General features: G+C 64.2%; 23 protein-coding genes and 1 pseudogene. 13 read left to right on the plus strand and 11 right to left on the minus strand.

Features of this window, described 5'->3' with window-relative positions; all coding sequences use genetic code 11:
- Positions 1 to 76: 76 nt before the first annotated feature.
- The 5 genes from RI03_RS21145 to RI03_RS21165 form a co-directional block, all read right to left on the minus strand.
- Entirely contained in the window at positions 77 to 1,168 is a 1,092-nt protein-coding gene (locus RI03_RS21145) for a sigma factor-like helix-turn-helix DNA-binding protein (RefSeq protein WP_051007328.1), read from the minus strand.
- 107 nt (positions 1,169 to 1,275) lie between these two features.
- A complete protein-coding gene (locus RI03_RS21150) occupies positions 1,276 to 2,292 on the minus strand; it encodes a hypothetical protein (protein WP_010219780.1) in 1,017 nt (338 codons plus the stop codon).
- Positions 2,289 to 2,735 carry a hypothetical protein gene (locus tag RI03_RS21155; RefSeq protein ID WP_010219782.1) on the minus strand — a complete coding sequence of 149 codons (447 nt, stop codon included), beginning with the start codon at positions 2,733 to 2,735 and terminating at the stop codon, positions 2,289 to 2,291. Before RI03_RS21155 ends, RI03_RS21150 begins: the two co-directional genes overlap by 4 nt.
- A complete protein-coding gene (fliI, locus tag RI03_RS21160) occupies positions 2,732 to 4,057 on the minus strand; it encodes a flagellar protein export ATPase FliI (RefSeq protein WP_010219783.1) in 1,326 nt (441 codons plus the stop codon). Before fliI ends, RI03_RS21155 begins: the two co-directional genes overlap by 4 nt.
- A gap of 9 nt (positions 4,058 to 4,066) precedes the next feature.
- Entirely contained in the window at positions 4,067 to 4,471 is a 405-nt protein-coding gene (locus RI03_RS21165; RefSeq protein ID WP_010219784.1) for a flagellar biosynthesis repressor FlbT, read from the minus strand.
- 212 nt (positions 4,472 to 4,683) lie between these two features.
- On the opposite strand from RI03_RS21165, the gene RI03_RS21170 reads away from it, so the two are divergent.
- The 3 genes from RI03_RS21170 to RI03_RS21180 all read left to right on the plus strand — a co-directional run bounded on the left by RI03_RS21170 (position 4,684) and on the right by RI03_RS21180 (position 9,012).
- A complete protein-coding gene (locus tag RI03_RS21170; RefSeq protein WP_010219785.1) occupies positions 4,684 to 5,925 on the plus strand; it encodes a flagellar hook protein FlgE in 1,242 nt (413 codons plus the stop codon).
- Between the two features lie 69 nt (positions 5,926 to 5,994).
- On the plus strand, positions 5,995 to 8,094 hold the full coding sequence (flgK, locus tag RI03_RS21175; RefSeq protein WP_026046952.1) for a flagellar hook-associated protein FlgK: 2,100 nt from the start codon (positions 5,995 to 5,997) through the stop codon (positions 8,092 to 8,094).
- Between the two features lie 9 nt (positions 8,095 to 8,103).
- Positions 8,104 to 9,012, plus strand: a complete 909-nt coding sequence (locus RI03_RS21180) for a flagellin (RefSeq protein WP_010219787.1) — start codon at positions 8,104 to 8,106, stop codon at positions 9,010 to 9,012.
- A gap of 60 nt (positions 9,013 to 9,072) precedes the next feature.
- Here the strand turns inward: RI03_RS21180 and RI03_RS21185 are convergent, their stop codons facing one another.
- Positions 9,073 to 10,926: a hypothetical protein gene (locus RI03_RS21185; protein WP_138995797.1), complete on the minus strand. Its 1,854-nt coding sequence runs from the start codon at positions 10,924 to 10,926 to the stop codon at positions 9,073 to 9,075.
- Positions 10,923 to 11,117, minus strand: a complete 195-nt coding sequence (locus RI03_RS21190; RefSeq protein WP_010219789.1) for a hypothetical protein — start codon at positions 11,115 to 11,117, stop codon at positions 10,923 to 10,925. Before RI03_RS21190 ends, RI03_RS21185 begins: the two co-directional genes overlap by 4 nt.
- Before the next feature lie 74 nt (positions 11,118 to 11,191).
- On the opposite strand from RI03_RS21190, the gene RI03_RS21195 reads away from it, so the two are divergent.
- Positions 11,192 to 11,641 carry a hypothetical protein gene (locus RI03_RS21195; protein ID WP_010219790.1) on the plus strand — a complete coding sequence of 150 codons (450 nt, stop codon included), beginning with the start codon at positions 11,192 to 11,194 and terminating at the stop codon, positions 11,639 to 11,641.
- On the opposite strand, the gene RI03_RS21200 is transcribed toward RI03_RS21195, so the two are convergent.
- The 4 genes from RI03_RS21200 to RI03_RS21215 are packed head-to-tail and all read right to left on the minus strand — an operon-like array spanning position 11,638 to position 14,184.
- Entirely contained in the window at positions 11,638 to 12,216 is a 579-nt protein-coding gene (locus RI03_RS21200; protein WP_010219792.1) for a MotE family protein, read from the minus strand. The two genes, RI03_RS21195 and RI03_RS21200, sit on opposite strands and share 4 nt — an antisense overlap.
- Positions 12,213 to 12,656: a hypothetical protein gene (locus RI03_RS21205; RefSeq protein WP_010219794.1), complete on the minus strand. Its 444-nt coding sequence runs from the start codon at positions 12,654 to 12,656 to the stop codon at positions 12,213 to 12,215. Before RI03_RS21205 ends, RI03_RS21200 begins: the two co-directional genes overlap by 4 nt.
- Complete coding sequence (gene fliM, locus RI03_RS21210; RefSeq protein WP_010219796.1) at positions 12,653 to 13,666, minus strand: flagellar motor switch protein FliM; 1,014 nt, start codon at positions 13,664 to 13,666, stop codon at positions 12,653 to 12,655. The genes RI03_RS21205 and fliM overlap by 4 nt, the downstream gene beginning before the upstream one ends.
- A complete protein-coding gene (locus RI03_RS21215) occupies positions 13,663 to 14,184 on the minus strand; it encodes a flagellar basal body-associated FliL family protein (RefSeq protein ID WP_010219797.1) in 522 nt (173 codons plus the stop codon). The genes fliM and RI03_RS21215 overlap by 4 nt, the downstream gene beginning before the upstream one ends.
- Positions 14,185 to 14,328: 144 nt before the next feature.
- On the opposite strand from RI03_RS21215, the gene RI03_RS21220 reads away from it, so the two are divergent.
- From RI03_RS21220 to RI03_RS21260, 9 genes and pseudogenes are all read left to right on the plus strand, one after another.
- Positions 14,329 to 15,072 (plus strand): flagellar hook-basal body complex protein, encoded by a 744-nt coding sequence (locus tag RI03_RS21220; protein ID WP_010219798.1) that lies wholly within the window; start codon positions 14,329 to 14,331, stop codon positions 15,070 to 15,072.
- 71 nt (positions 15,073 to 15,143) lie between these two features.
- Positions 15,144 to 15,926 carry a flagellar basal-body rod protein FlgG gene (flgG, locus tag RI03_RS21225; protein ID WP_010219799.1) on the plus strand — a complete coding sequence of 261 codons (783 nt, stop codon included), beginning with the start codon at positions 15,144 to 15,146 and terminating at the stop codon, positions 15,924 to 15,926.
- Between the two features lies 1 nt (position 15,927).
- Entirely contained in the window at positions 15,928 to 16,395 is a 468-nt protein-coding gene (gene flgA / locus RI03_RS21230) for a flagellar basal body P-ring formation chaperone FlgA (protein ID WP_010219802.1), read from the plus strand.
- 22 nt (positions 16,396 to 16,417) lie between these two features.
- On the plus strand, positions 16,418 to 17,182 hold the full coding sequence (flgH, locus tag RI03_RS21235) for a flagellar basal body L-ring protein FlgH (RefSeq protein ID WP_010219804.1): 765 nt from the start codon (positions 16,418 to 16,420) through the stop codon (positions 17,180 to 17,182).
- 182 nt (positions 17,183 to 17,364) lie between these two features.
- On the plus strand, positions 17,365 to 18,231 hold the full coding sequence (locus tag RI03_RS21240; RefSeq protein ID WP_026046954.1) for a flagellin N-terminal helical domain-containing protein: 867 nt from the start codon (positions 17,365 to 17,367) through the stop codon (positions 18,229 to 18,231).
- 201 nt (positions 18,232 to 18,432) lie between these two features.
- Complete coding sequence (locus RI03_RS21245) at positions 18,433 to 18,753, plus strand: hypothetical protein (RefSeq protein ID WP_010219809.1); 321 nt, start codon at positions 18,433 to 18,435, stop codon at positions 18,751 to 18,753.
- A gap of 126 nt (positions 18,754 to 18,879) precedes the next feature.
- Positions 18,880 to 19,329, plus strand: a complete 450-nt coding sequence (locus RI03_RS21250; RefSeq protein WP_010219810.1) for a hypothetical protein — start codon at positions 18,880 to 18,882, stop codon at positions 19,327 to 19,329.
- A gap of 215 nt (positions 19,330 to 19,544) precedes the next feature.
- A pseudogene (locus RI03_RS21255) lies at positions 19,545 to 20,630 on the plus strand (transposase).
- Positions 20,630 to 20,920: a hypothetical protein gene (locus tag RI03_RS21260; RefSeq protein WP_010219814.1), complete on the plus strand. Its 291-nt coding sequence runs from the start codon at positions 20,630 to 20,632 to the stop codon at positions 20,918 to 20,920. Before RI03_RS21255 ends, RI03_RS21260 begins: the two are co-directional and overlap by 1 nt.
- Positions 20,921 to 21,124: the final 204 nt, after the last annotated feature.

Here is a 21,124-nt window from a genome sequence, read left to right on the forward strand (position 1 = left end):
TTAACGCGATTTTTCAACCGGCCGCCCGGGCGGCCGGTTGAACTAGCACAGTCTGTTCACTCGGGCGTCGCGCTTGTTACCGCGTCCGATTGCCCGACGCATTGCCTTTGGTACGCCCGGTGTATGCCGACATCGAATTGGGAAGAACGTCCTGCGGGAATGCGTCCTGACGCAGCGAGATGGCCGGCAGACCCACGAGCGGAACGATCGCTACGACCTGCGACAGTAAGTTGTGCGGCTGGCCGAGCGCCGGCAGGATCGACGTTGTCGTTACCGTAGTCGCCGTGCGAGCGCGCACGGTGGGTGCCTCGGTCTCGCGATATTCCGCCATCATGGCGAAGCGCGGATGCGCGGCGGCCAGCTCTACAATGCTGCGCGTTGCGCGCTTGGTGATCTGCCGCACACGCTCCTTGGTTACACCAGTGTCGGTACCGAGTTCATCGAGCGTGGCGACGTCGAATACGCGGCGCTCGACGATTTCCTTGTCACGCGCGAGCTTCTGTTCGAGCTTCTCCAATTCCACCGGGCACAGGCCACGGGTGCGCGACTGCCGCGGCATCGTTCCGGCTTGGTCGACCGGTCCGGCGTGCAGGGCACGCTTGGACCGCGGACGCTTGCGCAACTGTTCGATCCCGGCGGCGCGCTGCTGATCAACATATCCATCTATTAACGACGCGGTCGCAGCCAGCGCCAGATAGTTCGAGGCGCCCGCCTCGGTACGCGCCAAAGCGCATTCATCCTCGATCACCGATTCCAGCGTCGCTTCATCGCCGTCGCTGTTAGAGGTTAGCGCATGCAGCGACACGGTGATCGCATCGACCTTTTTGGCCGAAGGGCGCTGGTCAGTCATCAGGCGGAAGCGCAAGCTTTGCAGTTCGCCGCGGATTTGCCAACTGATGAAAGTGGTGAATTGCGCCTTAGTCGGGTCATATCCTATGATCGCGCGATGGACGGCGATCGCACAGCACTGCTCCGCATCCTCCCAGTGCGATCCGAGACCGTATTGTCGGATGAAGTGGCGAATGCGCGGGGCGATCAGCTTAAGGATCGCGCCGAACGCAACGTCTACATTGCGGCGCTGCCGCGCGGTAGACACGCATTCTGCTTTAGGCATCTGCGCGATGACGGCGGCAACGGCGGCTTCCAAAGCGATCGTGGTCTTCGACATTTCCATTCCCCTGAAAGTAGCCCGACCGGCCTTCGTCAGCCGTCCCTCACCACTCTCTTAGGGTTCAAATCTATAATGGATTCTTACCTTCCAATATATTGGACGACCTAGCCGTTGATTGTTTGGAGCGGCTCGATCTGGGTTGCGATGGCCTTCACCGCGTCGCTGAAGCGCGCCGGCATGACGTGGCGACTGACGAAATCGAGCAGCCACGAGCGATGCGCGCTCGCGGCGCTTCTGGCCTGCGTGATACGATGACTGGCAGCTGCCCTGCCGACCTGCGCATCGAGCAGGCGCCGCGCCCGCCCGCTGTCCAGGCTGCCTGTGAGAAACCGAACCGCGTCGGCGGTGCCAAGATGGTGCCCGAGATAAGCCGCGCGCGCGATCGTCGTCAGGTCCTCGCCGACCGCGACCCCCGCCCGCTTTAGTTGCGCGACGCTTCGGCTGGCATAATCGGCGGTCGCGTTGATCGAGGCGGTGGCATCATAACGCAACGCCAGCAAGGCCGAACGCGCGTTGGGATGCACCCGACCGTCGTCGCCAAGCCAGCCATTGGTCACCGCGGTCGCGTGCAGCCAAGTGCCCGCGCGCTCGGCCTCACTTTGCCACGTGCCACCGAGAAACTGGCCAAGCCCAGCGGCACTTGAGCGCGGGTTACGCGAGGTCGTTTTCCACCCCCCGTCGCCAGTCTTGGCGGCTTCGGCATCGACGATCGCGGCGAGCGCCGCCGCCGGCACCCCGGTCCGCGCGGCGGCAGCGACGAACGCTTGTCCGAACCGCGCATTTGCGCCGAGCCCGGTGAGGAGGCTCGTCACGGAACCAGCGACGCTAGTCAGTGCGCTAACCGGCGAGGCGGCGGGCAATCGCCCTGCGGCCTGGATCGGAATCGGGGTCCCTGCGGCAGTGGCCGCGTCGCCTTTCGGGGTAAACAGCGCGAGCAGCGAATCAAGATTGAATTCAGCATTTTCGGCTCTTTGTGCCGCGCCATGCTGGTCGTCGGCGGTGTCGCTGCTGCCCAACGCCGCGCGCCACAAGCGCGTCGTGACATCGCCATGCGCCTGCGCGTAGATTAGCGCGGCCTTTTCGCTCGGCACGAGCCGGCTTAGGTCGCTCGAGACGATCACGGGCAGTGTTCTTCACGCAACCGCTGCGCCGCGGTGAGCGCGCGCGTGAAGCGCGCTGCCGAGAAGTCGTCGACCTGCCCCTGTTCGGCGATTGCCGCCATACGCAGCGTCTCGGCGCTGTACCGATCCGCCGCCGCGCCGATCGCGCTGAGCGAGCCATAGGCCTCGACCGCTTGCGCGCGGAGCGCTGTCAGCCGCGCGTCGCTGACCGAGCGCTCATGGCACACAACCTCCCGTTCGGCGCGCATCCGCGCAACATAGGCATCGGCCGAAAAGGTGTGCTGGCTGCCGGCGATCTCGACCTCGGCACGCACCGAAGTGTCGATCGCCGCGCGGTGCCCGTCGAGCAGTGCCATCTGGTTCACCTCGACCGTGATCAACACACGCATATCGTCGATCTCGCGCTGCCGCAGCCGCAGGGCCGCGTCATAGGGCGTGTTCATGCCGCATCCTCGAGGATAGCGCCTAGCGCGGCGAAGCTGTCGGCAAGGTCTCCTCGGTCCAGCTTGGTCTGCTTCAGCAGCGCCTCGATCTGCGGCGCAAGCCGGATCGCGCGATCGACTTCGGGATTGGAGCCGGCCTTGTAGGCACCGAGCCGGACGATTTCCTCCATATCGCCATAGGTTGACAACACCGACCGCGCCGCGAGGCGCAGTGCGTTCTGATCGTCATTTAGCGCGCCCGGAAGCGTGCGTGACACCGATTTAAGGATGTCGATCGCCGGATAGCGGCCGCGCTCGGCGATCCGCCGCGTGATCACGACATGGCCGTCAAGGATACCGCGCACCGCATCGGCGACCGGCTCATTATGGTCGTCGCCATCGACTAGCACGGTGAACAGCCCGGTGATCGTCCCCTGCCCCGGCCGCCCTGGGCCGGCGCGTTCGAGCAGCCGTGGCAACTCGGCGAACACTGTGGGCGTATAGCCCTTGGTCGCCGCCGGCTCGCCGCTGGCGAGGCCGATCTCGCGCTGCGCCATGGCGAAGCGCGTCACTGAATCCATCAGACACAGCACGTTGAGCCCTTGGTCACGAAAATGTTCGGCTATGGCGAGCGTGGTCCAAGCCGCTTGACGGCGCATCAGCGCGGGCTCGTCCGAAGTCGCAACGACCACCACGCTGCGGGCGAGGCCGTCGGGGCCGAGATCATCCTCGACGAATTCCTGCACTTCGCGGCCGCGCTCGCCGATCAGCCCGATCACCGCGACATCGCACGCGGTCCAGCGCGCTAGCATCGACAGCAGTACGGATTTGCCGACGCCCGAGCCGGCGAACAGGCCGAGCCGTTGCCCGGTGCAGAGCGGTGCGAAGATGTCGAGCGCTCGCACGCCCGTGCCGATTCGCGCGCCGACGCGCGTGCGCTCGGCGGCGGGCGGTGGCGGTGCCTTGATCGGGCGCGGATCGATACCGAGCGGCAGCGGCCCTTTGCCGTCGATCGCGACACCGAGGCCATCGACCATCCGCCCAAGCCACGCATCGCACGGGCGGACGACGAAGCGTCCAGCCACAAGCGTCGCGCGCGAGCCCGAGGCGATCCCCTGCGGGTCACTGAACGGCAGGCAATGCGCGACGCTTCGGTCGAGCCCGGTCACTTCGGCGGCGACTTCACCTTCCGCCGCGTTGACCGTGATGTGCGAGCCGATCCGCGCCGCGCCGTCAAGCCCCTCGACCTCGATCAGCGTGCCGCGCACGCCGATAACCCGACCATAACGCTGGTCGAGGGACAGCTCGCGCACCGCCCGCGCCGCGGCGGCGAGCGTCTTCATGCGCCGCGCTCAGGCGGCATCGCATTCGGCGCGGGCAAACGCCACCGTCTCATAGGTGATCAACATTCTACAATCGGCGAGCGCCCGATAGAAGTCGCCGGCGGCAACTTTGCGCGCAAAGGCAGCGCAGGCAGCCTTCGCCTCGTGAGATTCCAGCGCACCGATCAAACCGCTAAGATAGCAGATGATCTCGTCATGGTGCGCACCGGCCCCGGCAGGATCGATATAAGCGAGCATGCAGGCGTAATAAAGCCTTCGTGCCGGCGTCGTGGCGTCCTCGGGGGTCATCACTTCGCGCCCACGAAGCACCGTCACGCTATTTTCGACACACAGGTCGGTTCGGCCGACAGAGCGCAACAGTGCGCCGTTGACGATCATCTGCTCGCCGTCGCGGAGGGAAATTCGAAGCGTCATCGTGGGGCTCCTATTCGTTTTCATTCTTATAGGAAGAAATTGCCTAGTTCGTGTCGGAAACAACAAAATACCCCCGTTTTGACACGCACGGCGATTGTTATCCTACAATCAAAGGTACGCCTCGCCATTGGTGCGATTTGTGGAGATTACCCTTGAGTCTGTACTCAGCCCTGTATGCCGGCGTTTCCGGCCTGACCGCGCAATCCAGTGCCATGGCCAGCGTCGCCGACAACATCACCAACATTAATACGGTCGGCTACAAGAATGCCGATACGCAGTTCCGCACGATGGTGTCGGACGGGCGCGGTGGCTCGTCCTATTCGGCCGGTGGCGTCGCGGCAGTGACCCGTTCGCTGGTGACCAAGCAGGGCGCGCCACTGGCATCGGCCAGCCCGACCGACATCTCGATCGATGGCGCGGGCTTCTTCGTGACGCGCGACGGCGTCGGCACCGACGCCAACGTCGCCTATACGCGGGCGGGCTCGTTCACCCCCGACAAAGCTGGCTATCTGACAAATTCGGGCGGCTATTACTTACAGGGCTGGCCGCTCAACGCGCAGGGCAGCTACGTTAATAACGGCAACCTCGGTGCCCTGGCTCCGGTCCGCGTCAGCCAACTGACCGGCACCGCCGCCGCAACCACCAAGCTGCAGATGCGCGCGAACCTCGATTCGACCGCAGCTGCCTTTACCGGGGCCTACACGGCAGGCGACCTCGCCGCCGGCACGACGCCTGAACAGTTCAAGCGCTCGTTCGATCTCACTGATGCGCAGGGCGGCAGTCACGCGGTGACGCTGGCCTTCCTCAAGACCGGCTCCAATGCCTGGGTCGGGGAGATTTACGCGCAGCCGGCAAGCGACGTGACCGCAACGGGCGGCCTGCTCGCCAGCGGCAAGATCGCGTTCAACGCAGATGGCAGTCTCAACCGCGCGGGCTCCGATCCGGGCATGTTCGCCACGCTCACGCCCGCATGGACAAACGGCGCCGGCACCGGGCCGATCACTCTCGGCCTCGGCAGTGATGGCGGGCTCGATGGGCTGACGCAGTTCGGCGGCGCCTCCGCGAAGATTTCCTCTACTGTCGATGGTGGGCTGCTCGGCAGCGTCGCGTCGGTGCGGATCTCCGACGCGGGGCTCGTGAGCGCTGTGTTCGACGACGGGACGTCGCGGGCAGTGTATCAATTGCCACTCGCCAGCTTCCAGAATCCCGATGGCCTGACGCGCCTGCCTGGCAATGCCTATAGCGTCTCGGATCAGTCGGGCAGCGTCGCGATCAACGCGCCGGGTTCGCTTGGCGCCGGCAGTATCGCGGCGAGTTCGCTCGAGGCCTCGACTGTCGATCTCGCATCGGAATTCACCAACATGATCCGCTTCCAGCGCGCCTATAGTGCATCGTCGAAGATCATCACGACGGTCGACGAGATGCTGCAGGAAGTCAGCAACCTGAAGCGATGATGCCGTAATTTGAGCCGGCGCGGGAAACGGTCCCGCCCGGCTACACTCCGAAGAATGAGGATTGCCGGCGTGTCGCTCAACGAAATCATGGCATCGGCAATGTCCGGCCTGGCGGCTTCGCAGGCGGGCCTACGCTCGGTCTCGAACAATATCGCCAATGTAGGCACGCCCGGTTATGCACGCGAGGCCGTCACGCAGACTACCGGCGTCACGGCGGGCCTCGTGAACGGCGTTAGCGTCGGCGAGCCGGCGCGGATCGCCGATCGTTTCCTGGAAGCGACGGTCTACCGGCGCGCCGGCGACATGGGCTCGGCCGACGTTACATCTTCCTATCTTGATCGATTGCAATCGCTGCTGGGCGCCCCTGGTGCGGAATATGGCCTTCCAGCGCGGCTCGACGCGATCGACTCCTCGGCGGTGGCGCTGACCGGTACCCAGGCCTCGCCGCAAAACGTCGCGGGTTTCACTGCCAATGTGCAGGACGCGATTTCCTCGATTAACCAACTGGGCGCAGACGTCTCCTCGCTGAAATCGGACGTCCAGTCGGAGGTCGGCGAAAGCGTCGACCGGGTCAACACGCTCTTGGTGAGGATCAACGATCTCAATGTCAGCGTCGCACGACTCGACGGCAGTGGCAAGAGCTCGGCTGGCGTCGCCGACCAGCGCATGTCCGCGATCGAGGAACTGAGCGGTTTGATGAAGGTCACCGTCCGCGAACAGCCCGATGGCCGCGTGTCGATCGACACCGCCTCGGGCATCCCGTTGCTCGACAATCGGTTGCGCCAGCTCTCGCTGCCCGCATCCACGGGGGGCACGGCGCAGACCAGCTACCCGGTCATTACGATGCGCTTCGCCGACAGCAAGGGCAGCACTGGGACCGCGACGGGCGACAAGCTCGATTCGGCGTCGGTCGGCGGAAAGCTCGGCGGCCTGATCGATCTGCGTGATCGCGCGCTGCCCGCCTTTACCGAGAAGCTGGGCGTCCTGTTCACCGGCCTGTCGCAAACGCTCAACGCGGTGTCAAACGCGAGCACGACGGTCCCCGCGCCGGCCCAGCTGGTCGGCCGGCCAGGCGCGTTGACCAGCAGCGATCGCGCCGGCTTCACCGGCTCGGCGACCTTTGCGGTCACCAAATCGACCGGCGAGCTAGTAGCCTCGACGACGGTCGATTTCTCCGCGCTAGGCGCGACCGCCACGGTCGACGATACGGTCGCGGCGATCAATGCGGGACTGGGCAGCAGCGCGACTGCTTCGTTCACCAGCGGCGTGCTTTCGATAAAGGCAAACGGTACCGGCAACGGTTTGGTCATAGCGCAGGACCCGACCAATCCGAGCGACCGCGGCGGGGTAGGCTTCTCACAATATTTTGGCATGAACGACATCGTGCGCAGTGCGACCAGCCCTCTGGTGCCCTCGGGCTTCATCGCGTCGGATTCGCACGGCTTTGCTGCCGGGCAGACGACTGACATCGTGCTGCGCGACACATCGGGCCGGGCTCTGACCAGCTACACCATGACCGGCTCGGTCGGGCCGACCTTCGGCGATCTGGTCACCGAGCTCAATGCCAGTCCGATCGGCAAGTTCGGCAGTTTCGCGATGGACGACAAGGGACGGATCCAGTTCGCTGCCAACGCCAACCTGCCCGGCGCGACGTTGTCAATCCCGGGAGATTCGACCGATCGCCTGGGGACGGGCCAGTCCTTTTCTAGCATCGTCCAACTGACCGGCGCGACGAGTGGTGTCTCCACCGCCGGGGTGCGCCCCGACATCCTTGCCAGCCCCGGCAAACTCGGTCTCGCTCGGCTGCAGATAGGCGTCGCGGTCGGCGCAAAGGCGTTAGGCGTCGGCGACAATCGCGGCGCTACCGCCTTTGTCGATCAGCTAACCGCCACCGTCGATCTCGGCAAGGACGGCGTCACAACCACCGCCGCGCGCACCGCCTCACTGCTAGGCAACGCCGGCACCGCAGCGTCGCAAGCCGCCTCGGCGCTCGCCGACGCCACCGCGCGTCGCGACGATGCGGTCAACCGCCGCGACAGTTTTTCAGGCGTCAATATCGACGAGGAATTGTCGAACATGGTCGTGCTGCAGAACAGCTATTCTGCTTCGGCACGCGTCATCACCACCGCCGGCCAGATGTATGACACCCTGCTGGCGATGATCAAATAAGGAACATCTATGTCCCGCGTCGCCACCATTCCGCTTCAGCGCACCATGTCCGCCGCGATCCAGCGTTCGCAGGAAGCGCTCGCGAAGACGCAGCAGCAACTCGCGACCGAAAAGAAGGCTAATGACTATGCCGCGCTCGGCACCGAGGCGGTGCGCAATCTGTCGACCCATTCGCTACAGGCGCGCCAGGACGCCTATGCCAACGTGTCCTCGCGGATCGGCACCACGCTGACGCTCAACGATGCCAATATGGGCGCGATCGACACTAGCGCGATGTCGCTGAAGCAAGGCCTGCTGACCGCCATCGGAACCGGCACGGGTGTTGGCGTCAACGAGGCAATCACCTCCGCGTTCAACCAGTTTCGGGCCTCGCTCAACGCCTCGGGTGGCGATGGATCCCTGTTCGGCGGATCGCGCACCGACGGACCGCCGTTTCTTCCGAACACGCTCGCCGGCACGATCGGCGTTCCCGCATCGGCAGCCTTTGCCAATGACGACGTGAAGGCCTCGGCGCGGCTGTCGGACAATGTCGACGTGCAATATGGCGTGACCGCAAGCGACGTTGGCTCCGGCCTCTACGCCGCGTTCCAAACGCTCGCGGGCGCCGGGACGATCGGCAATCCGCCCACCCCGGCGCAGCTCGATATCCTGTCACAGGCCGCGGCACAGATCGACACCGGCCTCACCGGCCTGCGCAGCGTCAACGCCGAAAACGGCCGCAAGCAAGCCGAGGTTGAAACGCTAGGCACGCGCGCGACCGATCGTTCGGTCCTGTTGCAGGGCATCATCTCGGGCAACGAGGATGCCGATCTCGGCCAGGTCGCGATCGATCTGGCGCAGCAGAAGACGATGCTACAGGCGAGCTATTCTGTGTTTTCACAGCTCTCCGGACTGAGCCTAGTAACTTATCTGCACTGAGGCGCGGGCCGGGCGATCATCACCCGGTTTAAGTTCGCGGTGCCACACGTCCTCAATTCCTCAGGAACTGCTTGCCGTCTCCGCCACCTGCGGCGCGGTATCGATCAGGTCGGCAATACCGCCGGCCGGGCTGGCGGACGGAATCGCCGCCATCGCCGCGCTGACCGTGGCCGGGTCGACCGAACCGACCGAGGCAGTCAGCGCCGCAAAAGCGGGCGCAGTGGGTAGCTTGGCGAAGGCCGCCCCATATTGCACGCGCAGGCGTGCAAGGTCGCCCTCGCGCCCCAGCATCGCAAGCGCGACGGCGAGCCGCAGGATCCGCGCCTGCGCGACATCGGTCAGCGCGCCGCCCGGCGCGGGCGGCATGGCGGCGGCGAGTGCCTTCCAGTCGTGCCGACGCCAGTTGAGCTCGCCGCGGATCGCCTCGCCATCGGGCACGTCCTGCAGCACGGCGAGCGCCTCGTTGGTGCGACCCAACTGATCGAGCGCAACCGCTTCGACGCGATGACGCGCCCACAGCATGTCGTCGGGATAGGCGTTCGCCTCAGTATCGCGGATAGCCGCAAGCGCGCGCGCCGGCGTGCCCGCCAGAATGAACAACGACGCGACCCGCGCCGATAACGGCCCCTGCGCCACGTCGCGCGTGCGCACGCGCAACTGATGGTCGAGCAGTTCGGCACCGCGTTCGTACAGGCCGGCGGATTGTAACCGGTCGGCAAGCTGCACCACGAGTAAGTCACCCGCAGCACCGGCCGGCGACAGGTCGCGATACTCCCAGTACATGCCGGCAACGCGGTCCAGCGGCATCACATTGTCCGGCGCGAGCGCGGCGGTCAGCGTTTGCTGCAGCGCCGCAGTCAGCGCCGCGCGGTCGGAGCCCCCGTTGAAATAGCGGAAAATCGTCGCGCCCGCTTCGAGCGTCGCGAGTACATCATGGGTGCGTAGCGCTACGGCATAGCTCAGTTGCAGCGCGCGCATCTCGATAGCGTCGCCTCGCCAAATGAAACGGATCTGCCGCAAGCGCGCGGTATCTGATGCAGCGAGGGTGCCGTTTTGCGCGCGGTCCTCGATCAAAGTGAGTTCGGCGTCGAGGCGTTGCGCGCGATTGCCAGTCTGGCGCGCTTGCTTGAGCAGTAACTGACCTTGCGGGCGTTGTCCCAGCAAAAAGAAGGCGCGGCCTCGCAGCACGGTGGCGGCGGGGTCGGCCTGGGGGAGGGTGCCGAGCAATTGCCCGACCAGGGCCGGGTGCCCGACAGCGATCGCGCCGCGCGCGGCGGCGAGCAGGAACGGCGCGCGTTCCTTGACCGCACGACCGTTCAGCGCCGGGAGCGCGCAGCGGAACTGGGCGAGCGCCAGCCCGCCGAGACCGGCTTGCTCCAGCGCACGCATCCGCCAGGCGCACGCCTCGGGGTTAGATTGCAGGCCCTCGCCCGCCAGGGCTGCCACCGCAGCCGCCGGCCGGTTCAGCAGCGTCAGCGTGGCGCCAAGCGCAAGCTGATAGGAGGGCACCAGAGCGAGGTCAGGATCGTCCTGCCGCATAACCTCCAGCGCACCGACCGCCTCCGCTCCACGGCCAAGCGCGACCTGGTGGGTCGCATAGGCCCAGCGCGCCGCCTGCCGCGTGACTGGCCGTGCGGCGATCAGGCCGGCCCAGCCCTCGACCTGCCCGGTAAAACGCCATCCGTTGAGGCCGGTAATGGTGGGCAAATTGGCAAGTTGCGGGGCAAAACGCGGCAGTCCGGACGTCGCCCGCACCCGCGGCGGGGCGACGTCGGTTGCTGCCGCATCCGCGTCGGCCGTGGCATCGCCGGCATCGTCCACACTCGCCGGTTCGGCGCCGGCCGGCGGCGCGCTCGGCGCAGAGGCGGTGGCCAGCAGCGCGAACGCCGCCAGCACAATGCGTACGCGTGTCAAAACATCCCGCCGATCGGAACCAGCGCGATTGCGAACGCGCCTGCGACGCAAGCCAGCAGGAACACGATAGAGAAAAGCAACACGTGCAGCTTGGGTTCGTCGGGCGGCGCCAGCGCGCCGGTGGCTTCAACGCCGGTGGCGCCGGTGACTCCGGCGCCCGTGTTGGGCAGGTCGGGCGCGGACTCGACCATTACGGAACGGCGCGGTTTTTGGTCTCTGCTCATCCATAGTTCCTGAAGTATCGGGCCTTGCCCTCTATTATAGGATGAGCGCCGCGCGATTGGCCGGCGCGGACGTATGGAGTTTCGTCATCGCGCATATCCTCTCGAAGCGCCTCGCGTTGCTGCCGCTTGCGGCGATGGCGTGGACCGCAAGCGCCGCCAATAGCACTCTCTCGCCCCAAGGGACGCCACAACTCGTTGCGATGGCGCCGATCATCGTGCCGATTGTCGGTTCGGATCGGCTCGATGGCGCGCTCCACCTCAAGCTCGTGCTCGCCGCCGCCGATGCGACCGCTTTGGCGCGGCTGACGAAGCGCGCTCCGGCATTGCGTGCGGTATCGGTGGCGGGCGCGATCGAATTCTCGCGGCTCTACGCCTCGACGCGCACCCCCGTAGATGCCGTTCGACTGCGCGCCGCCCTGACGACGGCTCTGCGTGCAGAGGATGCCGGAATTGCCGAAATTCTTATCGTCGAGGTTTCCGCGGTAGACTAAGGAGCAGAGCGCGACGTCGGCTTGGCCGCGAGTGCTCCCGCGGCGGACCGCGCCGGCAACACTGGCACGTCCTTCTTCTTCGGCGCCTTGCGCGCCAGCGACATGCTAAGGTCGGCCGCGCCGCTCGGCGTCATCGCAGCGAGGATCATGGCGGTAGAGCGCTCGCGCATGCGCTGCGCCACCTTCATCTGCACATCCATATCGAGCTGTTCCAGCACGACCGCCGCCTTGGCCGGCTTCATCGCCTGATAGATCCGCGCGAGGTTGTCGTATTGCGCGCCTTCCGCCGTGCGGCCAGGCGTTGTCGTCGCCGTCGCCGCGACATCGGCCTGTTCCTGACGCGCGCGCAGATCAGCCTTGATGCGCTCCTCGGCTGCTTTGGCGACCTGTTCGCGCAGCGCCAGCGCACGGTTGCGGCGCGCGGACGACTGGTCGCGGGTCGCCATGTCCTGCTGGATCGCAGTGCCCAGCCGTGTCGCCGGCACGTCGGGTGACGCCGCGGTCATAGCGTGCGCTACCGTGGAGAGCATCGCGGCGATCGCGGTGAATGCCAGCAGCGAGGGCTTGCCGCTCATGCCACAGCTTCCGGCGCGGTCGCTCGTGGTCCGCCTTTACGCTTTGCCGCCGGCTTGGTCGCCGCCCTGGGCGGGGGCGGGGGCGGGGCAACGGGCGCGGACGCGACCTCGGGGTGGGATTGGGCGTTGCTCTTGCCGACCGCGTCGACGATCCGTTCCGCAACCGCGTCAGCGATCCCCGCCATCACGGTGAGTTCTTCGCGCATCGCCTCGCCGCTCGCGATGACGCGGGCATTGGCCACGCAATCGATGTGAAGTGTATCGCGCAGGTCGGCCAGCACGCGCTTAGCCTGGATGGTCGACGTGTCGAGCGCGGCGACCATATCGGCGAACCCGGCGCCCTTCACCGCCTGCAAACAGCGGATCAGCCGAACGCTCTGCACCAGTACGGCGCTGCAAAACAGGATGGTGACGACATCTGTAAGGGTCGAGAAGGTCATTGCGGTAGGTCCTTGAACATGTCGGAAAGCAAGCGGACCGCGACATTATGGCGGCGCTGCCCGATCTGGGCGCGCCCCATCGGCACCCCGCCGGACTGGATTGCGAGCGCATCGTCGGGCGCAGTGTTGAGCGCGATGGTCTGTCCGACGGCAAAGCCGCGAACATCCTCGAGCCGCATCACCTTCTCGCCGAGCACGACATCGACCGACACCTCGGTCTTGAGTAATTCGGTCGCCATATGCTCTTCCCAGATATTACCGCGCCCGACCTTCTGGCCCATGAAGCGCTGGAGCAGCTTTTCACGCACCGGCTCGATCGTCGCATAGGGAAGCAGAATGCTGAACTTGCCGCCCCTGCCCTCCATATCAACGCGGAACGTCGCGACCGCGGCGATATTGGTCGGGCCGGCGATCGCGGCGAACCGCGGGTTGGTCTCGACACGCTCGAGCGCGATACCGATCTGGTCGATCGGCTCGAATGCGGCGGCGAAATCGGCCAGCGCCAGTTCGAGCATCTTCGACACCAGGGTCGTCTCGATCGTGGTGAACGCGCGCCCCTCGATGCGCATCGGCCCGCCACCGCGCCGCCCTCCGAGTAGCGCATCGACCACCGCGTAGATCAGGCTCGACTCGACTGTGATAACGCCGTAATTGTCCCACTCGACCACGTTGAACACGCCGATCATCGCGGGCAACGCCAGCCGTCCCATGAATTCGCCAAAACGGATTGAGGTGATTTCGTCTAGGCTGACGTCGATCGCGTCGGAGGTCAGGTTGCGCATGCTGGTGGCGAAGCTGCGCACCATATGTTCGCATACCACCTCGAGCATCGGCAGCCGTTCATGGCTGATGACGCGCGATTCGATCACCGCCTTCAGCCCGCTCTTCTTTGCGACCGGCTCGTTGCCGCCGAACATCGCATCAATGCTCGCCTGATCGAAGGCATCCCCGTCGCCGAGCGTCATGTTGGGCGCGGCGACCTCGAAATCCATGAAATCATCGTCGCTCATTGCTGAATCAGATCCTGGATAAGGATGTCCTTGACCACCCCCGGCCCCATCGCCCCGGTCGCCCGCACCAGCATTTCTTCCTTGATACGGAACACTGCGGCCGAACCAGCCAGATCCTCGGGCCGCAACTCGCGCAGGAAGGGCTCGAACGCGTCGACGATCAGCGGTAGCTTGGACTTGATCAAAGCACCCTTCGCAGCCGAGGCGGGCACGAAGGTGAAGCGGATTTTGAGGAAGCGCGCAGTCCCATCGGCACCGCGCAGATTGACCACCATCGCGGGCGCATCGATATAGGTGGCGCCGTCTTCGTCATGGCTCTCGGCCTTGGCGTCGGCGGCGGGCACCGTGGCGCCACCGGCTGGCCGCAGCAGGAAGAAGGCTACCCCTACCACGATCAGCAGCAGCACGATCGCGCCGCCCACGATGATCAGCAGGCGTTTGCTGAAGCGTGGCGTCTTCACCATCCGCGGCGTCGCGCCTTCCTCGACGATCTCGCTTGCAGACTCGGCTTCGGACACTGGCTTCCCTTTCGCTCGGGTACGATGCGGCAAATTGCACGCTCGGTACGTCGTCGCTGCGTTTCCCCTCTAATATAGGACAAGCAGGCGGCAACTTCTGCCTAGTGCGCAGGAAGCGACGATTAATTTTGGAAGCGATCACGGATGGATATCTCCTCCTATGTCCTGTTGAGCCACGAGCAGGCGCTGCAGCGCAGGCTCGACGTAACCGCCAACAATATGGCCAATACCAGCACCGTTGGCTTCAAGCGCGAACAGCCGGTATTCCACGAATATGTCGAGCAAAGCGGAGACACGTCGGTGCGCTCGGCCAGTTCAACGTCGTACGTGCTCGATTATGGCGCGATCCACGACACCGGGATGGGTGCCTTCCAGGCGACCGGAAATCCGCTCGACGTGATGATCAACGGCCCCGGTTATCTCGCGGTCGAGGCGCCGGGCGGGGGCACCGCTTATACGCGCGCCGGGTTCGTCAAGGTGTTGCCCTCGGGTGATCTCGCCACCGCAGGCGGCCAGCGCCTGCTCGATGCCACCGGCAAGCCGATCAACGTTCCACCCGATCAATTGTCCAATCTCAGCATCGCCAGCGACGGCTCGATTTCGGGACCACAGGGCGTGCTCGGCCGGCTCGCGCTGACAGTCTTTGCCGATGAAGGCGGTGTCACGCCGCGCGGCGACGGCCTGATGGCCGCGAGCGGCGGCGCGATTCTCGCAGCCGTCGACACCAAGCTGACGTCCGGCGGGGTCGAGGGATCGAACGTCCAGCCGATCGTCGAAACAACGGCAATGGTCGAGATCCTGCGCTCCTACCAATCGAGCCAGCGCTTGTCGCAGGCGATGGACGACATGCGCAAGAACGCAATCGATCGGCTCGGACGTTTCACCTGATCCCTGATTCTCCCATCATTTCTTCCACCTCGTCATTCCTTCGACGTCGTTATTCCTTTGAAAGGTATCCCATGCGCTCTCTCTCCATCGCCTCGACCGGCATGCTAGCCCAGCAGACCAATGTCGACGTCATCTCGAACAACATCGCCAATATGAGCACCACCGCGTTCAAGCGACAGCGCGCCGAATTCCAGGACCTGCTCTACCAGTCGGTGTCGCGCGCCGGCGCCGCATCTGGCAGCGATTCCAAGCTCCCGACCGGCATTCAGATCGGCGCGGGCGTCAAGACCGGCGGGGTCTATCGCATCGCTGAGCAGGGCGCCTTATCGCAGACCGGCAATCCCTACGACTTGGCGATGCAGGGCAAGGGCTTCTTTCAGATCACCATGCCCGGCGGCGTCACCGGCTACACCCGCGACGGCTCGTTTCAGCTGTCCGACCAGGGAGAGCTGGTCACCGCCGATGGCTATCCGGTCCAGCCCGGCATCACCGTGCCACAAGGCGCAGTCGCGGTGACGGTGTCCAAAACCGGCGAGGTACAGGTCACGCTGTCAGGCACCCCGGCACCCCAAACGATTGGTCAGTTGCAGCTCGCCACCTTCGTCAACGAAGCCGGGCTCGAGGCGCTCGGCGGCAACAACTTCCTTGAGACCGCAGCGTCGGGCCAGGCCACGGTCGCCTCGCCGGGCGAGCCCGGGTTCGGTACACTGACGCAAGGGTTCATCGAGACGTCGAACGTCAATCCGGTCAGCGAGATCACCGCGTTGATCACCGCGCAGCGTGCGTATGAGATGAACAGCCGCGTCGTGAAGACTGCAGACGAGATGCTCGCTACCACCAGCCAGTTGCGCTGACGTGCGCCCGCTGATCGTGCATGTGCTGATCGCCGTGGCGTTCGTCCCGGCGCCGGCCTGGACCCAAGCCGTCGTTCCGGCGCCCGCTTCGCTGGCTGTACCGGTGCTCGACCACGCCGTCGCTAAGGGTGACCTGCTCACTACCTACGACTTCGTCACGCAGGACTTGCCGCTCTTGCAGGCGCGTGCCGCGCCCCGCCTCAAGGAGATGGTCGGCATGGAGGCCGCCCGCGCTCTTTCCGCCGGCACGCTCGTGCGCAGTTCCGACCTGATCCGCCCGCAATTAGTCCGTCGCGGCGAGCCCATCACGATCGCGCTGCGCGACGGCGGCCTTGCCATCACCACCGCCGGCCGCGCGCTCGGAAGCGGCGCTGCCGGCGACTTCGTCCGTATCGTCAGCCTGTCGACCAACCGCACGCTCGACGGTGTGGTCGAAAGCACCGGCACAGTTCGCGTCGCACCGCATTGAGCGCCAATCCGAGGAAATTCCCATGAAGATCATCGTTCCTCTCGCGCTCGTCGCAGCCACGCTGTCCGGCTGCGGCGCGGTCGGCCATTTAAAGGCGGTCGGAAAGGCGCCGAAACTGTCCCCGGCCGAGGAGATCGCCGCGCCGTCGGTCGAGTCCTCGCTCGGGCTGCAAGGTGCCGCCTATCGCGCGGGTCCAGCCGCCGGGGTGGTCGCCCCGCCGCCGCCGCCCAGCGCGTCGCTGTTCCGCACCGGCAGCGGCGCCTTCTTTCGCGACCAGCGTGCTGGGCGCGTGGGGGATATCCTGACCGTAAAGATCAACATCGCCGACAAGGCGGCGGTCGACAACACCACCACGCGAAGCCGCGCCGGGACCGAAAAATCGGGAGTCGCGGCATTGCTGGGACTGCAAGCGCCGCTTGCTAAGTTGCTGCCCGGCGCGGTCGATCCCGCTAAACTGGTCGACACCAGCTCGACATCCACCGCGAACGGTGCCGGTAACACCAGCCGCAGCGAGACGATCAACATGACGATCGCGGCCACCGTGGTCGGGGTCATGCCCAACGGCAATCTCCTGATCCGCGGCAAGCAGGAAGTCCGCGTCAATTTTGAACTGCGGGAACTAGTCGTGTCGGGCATGGTGCGCCCCGAGGACATCGCGCGCGACAACAGCATCCGGCACAGCCAGATCGCCGAGGCACGGATCAGCTATGGCGGCCGCGGGCAGCTGACCGATGCGCAGCAGGCGCGCTGGGGGCAGCAAATCTACGATGCCCTCTTCCCGTTCTGAGGATCATCATGCTTTTCAATAGTTAACGCGCGTGAACCATCAATAAAGTGCTTTGACCGTTTTGCTACTCCAATATTTCTTTCCACAATGGAGTGTGGGCCGGAACGAAGTCCGGGACGCCGCGGGCCAGCGCTTCTGGCTCAGGTCGCAGAAGCGGTCTCATATCCAAGAAGGAAATTATCATGAGCCTTTCGGTAAACACCAACAATGGCGCAATGGCTGCACTCCAGAGCCTGAACGCAACGGCCAAGGCACTCAGCACAACTTCGAACCGGATCACTACCGGCTTGAACGTGTCATCGACCAAGGACGATTCGGCAAAATACACGACGGCTCAAAAGCTGCGTGGCGATCTGGGTAGCCTGTCAGCGGTTACGTCGTCGCTGGGCCGCGCAAAGAGCACGGTGGACGTTGCAGTTACCGGCGCGGAGCAGGTTTCTGACCTCGTCAACCAAATGAAGGCGAAGGCCACCGAAGCTTCTGACACCGGTATCGATGTAAAGAGCCGGACGGCAATCGGAAGCGACCTTGTAGCGCTGAAGAAGCAGATCAATTCGATCGTTCAATCTTCGGATTTCAACGGTACGAACCTGCTTAAGACCGATGCTGCTTCGACCGGCAAGGTATCGGCGCTGCTGTCGACTGACACGACGCAGACCCTCGATGTTGCCAACATCGATTTGGAAAGCGGCGCTACCACTGCGTTTGGTGCCTCTGGCGCTACCCCTGACGACACCAAGCTCGACCTGTCCGGCGCGACCGGCGCAGCTACCGCTGCGACGCTCGCTACCGCCCTTGGCGCCTATTCCGACTCGATTGCGACCAAACTGAGCACGTTGGGCTCGGCATCGCGTCAGATCGATGGTCAGACCTCGTTCGTCAGCAAGCTGTCGGACGCGATCGATTCGGGTATCGGCAATCTTGTCGATGCCGATTTGGCCAAGGAATCGGCGAAGCTTCAGGCTCTCCAGGTCAAGCAGCAGCTTGGCGTGCAGGCCCTGTCGATCGCCAACCAGGCGCCGCAGACGATCACGTCGCTCTTCCGTTAAGGACTGGCGACAGCCCCAGCGTATCGGGGCGGTCAATGGGAAGGCCGGGATGGGTTCATCCCGGCCTTTTCCGTCTCTCGACAGGAGCGCAGCTAGATTTCGCTCGAGGAGTGCGCGGTGTTTCCTAGAATTCGCGAAATTATCGATGCCGGCGGCTGTCGCCTGCGAATCAGCGTCGAACCGCACCCATCGGGAGCAATTGTGCTGTTCGACCGCCCCGATCGGGCGCGCTATCCGCAAGCGGCGCTAGACGGATATGGCGCGGAAGTGCTGTGCGGATATATCATGGCGGCACGCCTAGCATTACCAAATCCGATTCCCGACGAAATCGTCGATGGCGCGTTCGCGTCGCGTTTCAGCCTGAGTCATAGGGACGTCGTGTCGCTCGTCCTGACGCAGACCGGCGCGCGCGCCCGCTTCGAAATTCCACCTCAGTTTTGGGATCGCCTTTACGCGGAATTATCCGTCGTGATCGCGCATTCCCGTGAACTTGGCCGCCGGTCGACATATCAGCTGCAATAAGATGTCGCCTTCGGATAAGGCCTTGAATAAGGGGTTTTCCTTACTGGTTGACGCCCCCCAAAGCTGTGCATTGCCCCCGGTATCAAGCGGCCGGTCTGCTGGCGCTGTATAAAAAGGGAGATTGGCATGGACTTCGAACAAGGCAACGAGCCTGAAGCGTACCGGGCCTTCGGTTTGGCGGACCAGTCACAGCCGGAATACCGCGTTAATCATACAATCGCGGTTGCCGACCCACAGGCGCTTTGGGCCGCGGCGGCAGCGAGGCTGCTGTCGGCCCCCGGTATGACACTTAACGATGCGCTCGACGTGATCGGATCGCGCGAGGATCCGTCGATTACCGAGTGCATCGCAACGATGACCGCGCCGATCGCGCTGCCCGGCTGCATCATGGACGATTTCTGGATCGACAGCCTCCGTAGCCCACCGCCTAAGATTGAGGTTGCGACGGCCGTACTAGGCTACAGATTGGCGCAGACAGGCAAAGGGCAGCGCCGCACGGCACTGACAAGCGGTAAGCCGCCGCATCTCTCTTTGTGCATAATGCCCCCCGGTTACGATAGTGACAAAGCGCCTTGACCGCTACCGAAGCTGGCGACGCGGAACATTTACACTCGCGTCAAATCTTAAGACGCTCGGCACGATGACAAAGACCACCTTACCCGGACGAAGTGAAGCGCGTCTGAGTGACCAGCGGTTGCGCAACCCTGGGCTAGGAAGCCATAGAAAAAGGGTTTGGCTATCTCAGCGTGAGATAACTTATCGTTGCAGGACGCGGTCAAAGGGGCAAATGGATTTGCGGGACGGACGAACGATCCGGCAAGCTGTTTTCTCACGTCGATCTGAGCAACGGATGCCAGCAAGTCATCTGCTTCGCGCGATCAGTGGTCTGATGAACGAAGCGTTGGCCGACGTCAGGTCGGATCTGAAGGCGGTGTATTCGCGGATTGGTCGGCAATCGATCGCGCCCGATAAGTTGTGGTGCACGCTGCTGTTGCAGCTTTTCCACAGGATCCGCTCGAAGCGGTAGATGATGGAGCGGCTGGATTTCGACCTGTCGTTCCGCTGGTTCGTCGGGTTCGGCATCGATAGACCGGTGTAGGGTGGGTCGACCTTATCGAAGAACCGCGAACGGTTGCTGGAGGGCGAGATCCCAGCCTGCTTCCTATTGATGATCTTGGCACGCCCGCAGGTGAGGGCTGCTGTCGTCCAAGCATTTCTCGGTCGACGGCACGCTGATCGAGGGATGCTGCAGCATGAAGAGCTTTCGTCCCCAGAAATATGCTGGCGCCGATCAACCACGCGTGGACGACCCAGGCGGACACAATTTCGAGGTCGACTTCCGCGGCACCAGGCGCAGCAACGACACCCATGCCTCGACCACCGATCCGGACGCGCATGCGTATCGCAAGAGCCCAGGGGCAGGCGACAGGCTTTGCTTACATGGGCACCTTTTGATGGAGAACCTTAACAAGCTCGCAGTCGATGCGAAGACGACGCGAGCGCCAGCTTTGCTTAGCGGTTGACCGTGGTGGCGATGCTCGACGACGTCGATCGCCTGGATGCCAGCCGGATTACGCTGGCGGCCGGCCGCACGTACGACACCCGCAACTTCATCGCCAAAACTTAGCAGCGTTGCGTCACCCCGCATGTTGCCCAGAATGTGAGCGGTCGGCGCTGCGCGATCGACGGTCGCACGACGGCATCCAGAATATACCCAAGTATTTGTATCCGCAAACGGATCGAAGAAGTGTTAGGTTAAATCCGCAGCCGGATAGGGCAAGACACGGTTCCGCGATCTGGCCCGCGTGCGCTTTACCTTCACGTTGACGATCGCTGCCTACAACCTGGTAAGCCGTCCCAAACTGGAGACAGGGTGATGATCGCCAGCGCCGTCCTCGCCGGCACATGGCTGATCGTGGCGAGCGGAACATGGTCGGGTGACCATCTGGGTCTGTACGGGCCGGCTTTCCTGCGCATCGACGCCCATGACACCGGCGAAATGGCGTTCGGGACGCTCTGCGTATCGATCGACGGCCGATTCACCCCCAACGGGGTGGACTTCGACTGGAATGGTACGGATGAAGGCGATATGGTGACCATTCCCGGCTCGGCCGACCTGCGCGACGATGTCTGGCTCGAAGGCGAAACCGCCTACGACAATGGCTAGTACACCTCCTTCATAGCCAAACCGTGGCCTTTTGCATCAGCCTGCTAAGCTGAGGCGCAGGGGCAGAAAACGAAACAGGAAGAGAAAACGATCATCGCCTGCTCTTCCTGTCCGGACACTACACAACCATTGGCTGGTCGGCACGAAGCGAGGGGAGCGCTTCGTGCCTATTTCATTATAGAAAGTTTCTTCGTCGAGCGGTGC

The sequence above is a fragment of the Sphingomonas sp. PAMC 26621 genome (genome assembly GCF_000251145.1).
Classification (GTDB): domain Bacteria; phylum Pseudomonadota; class Alphaproteobacteria; order Sphingomonadales; family Sphingomonadaceae; genus Sphingomonas.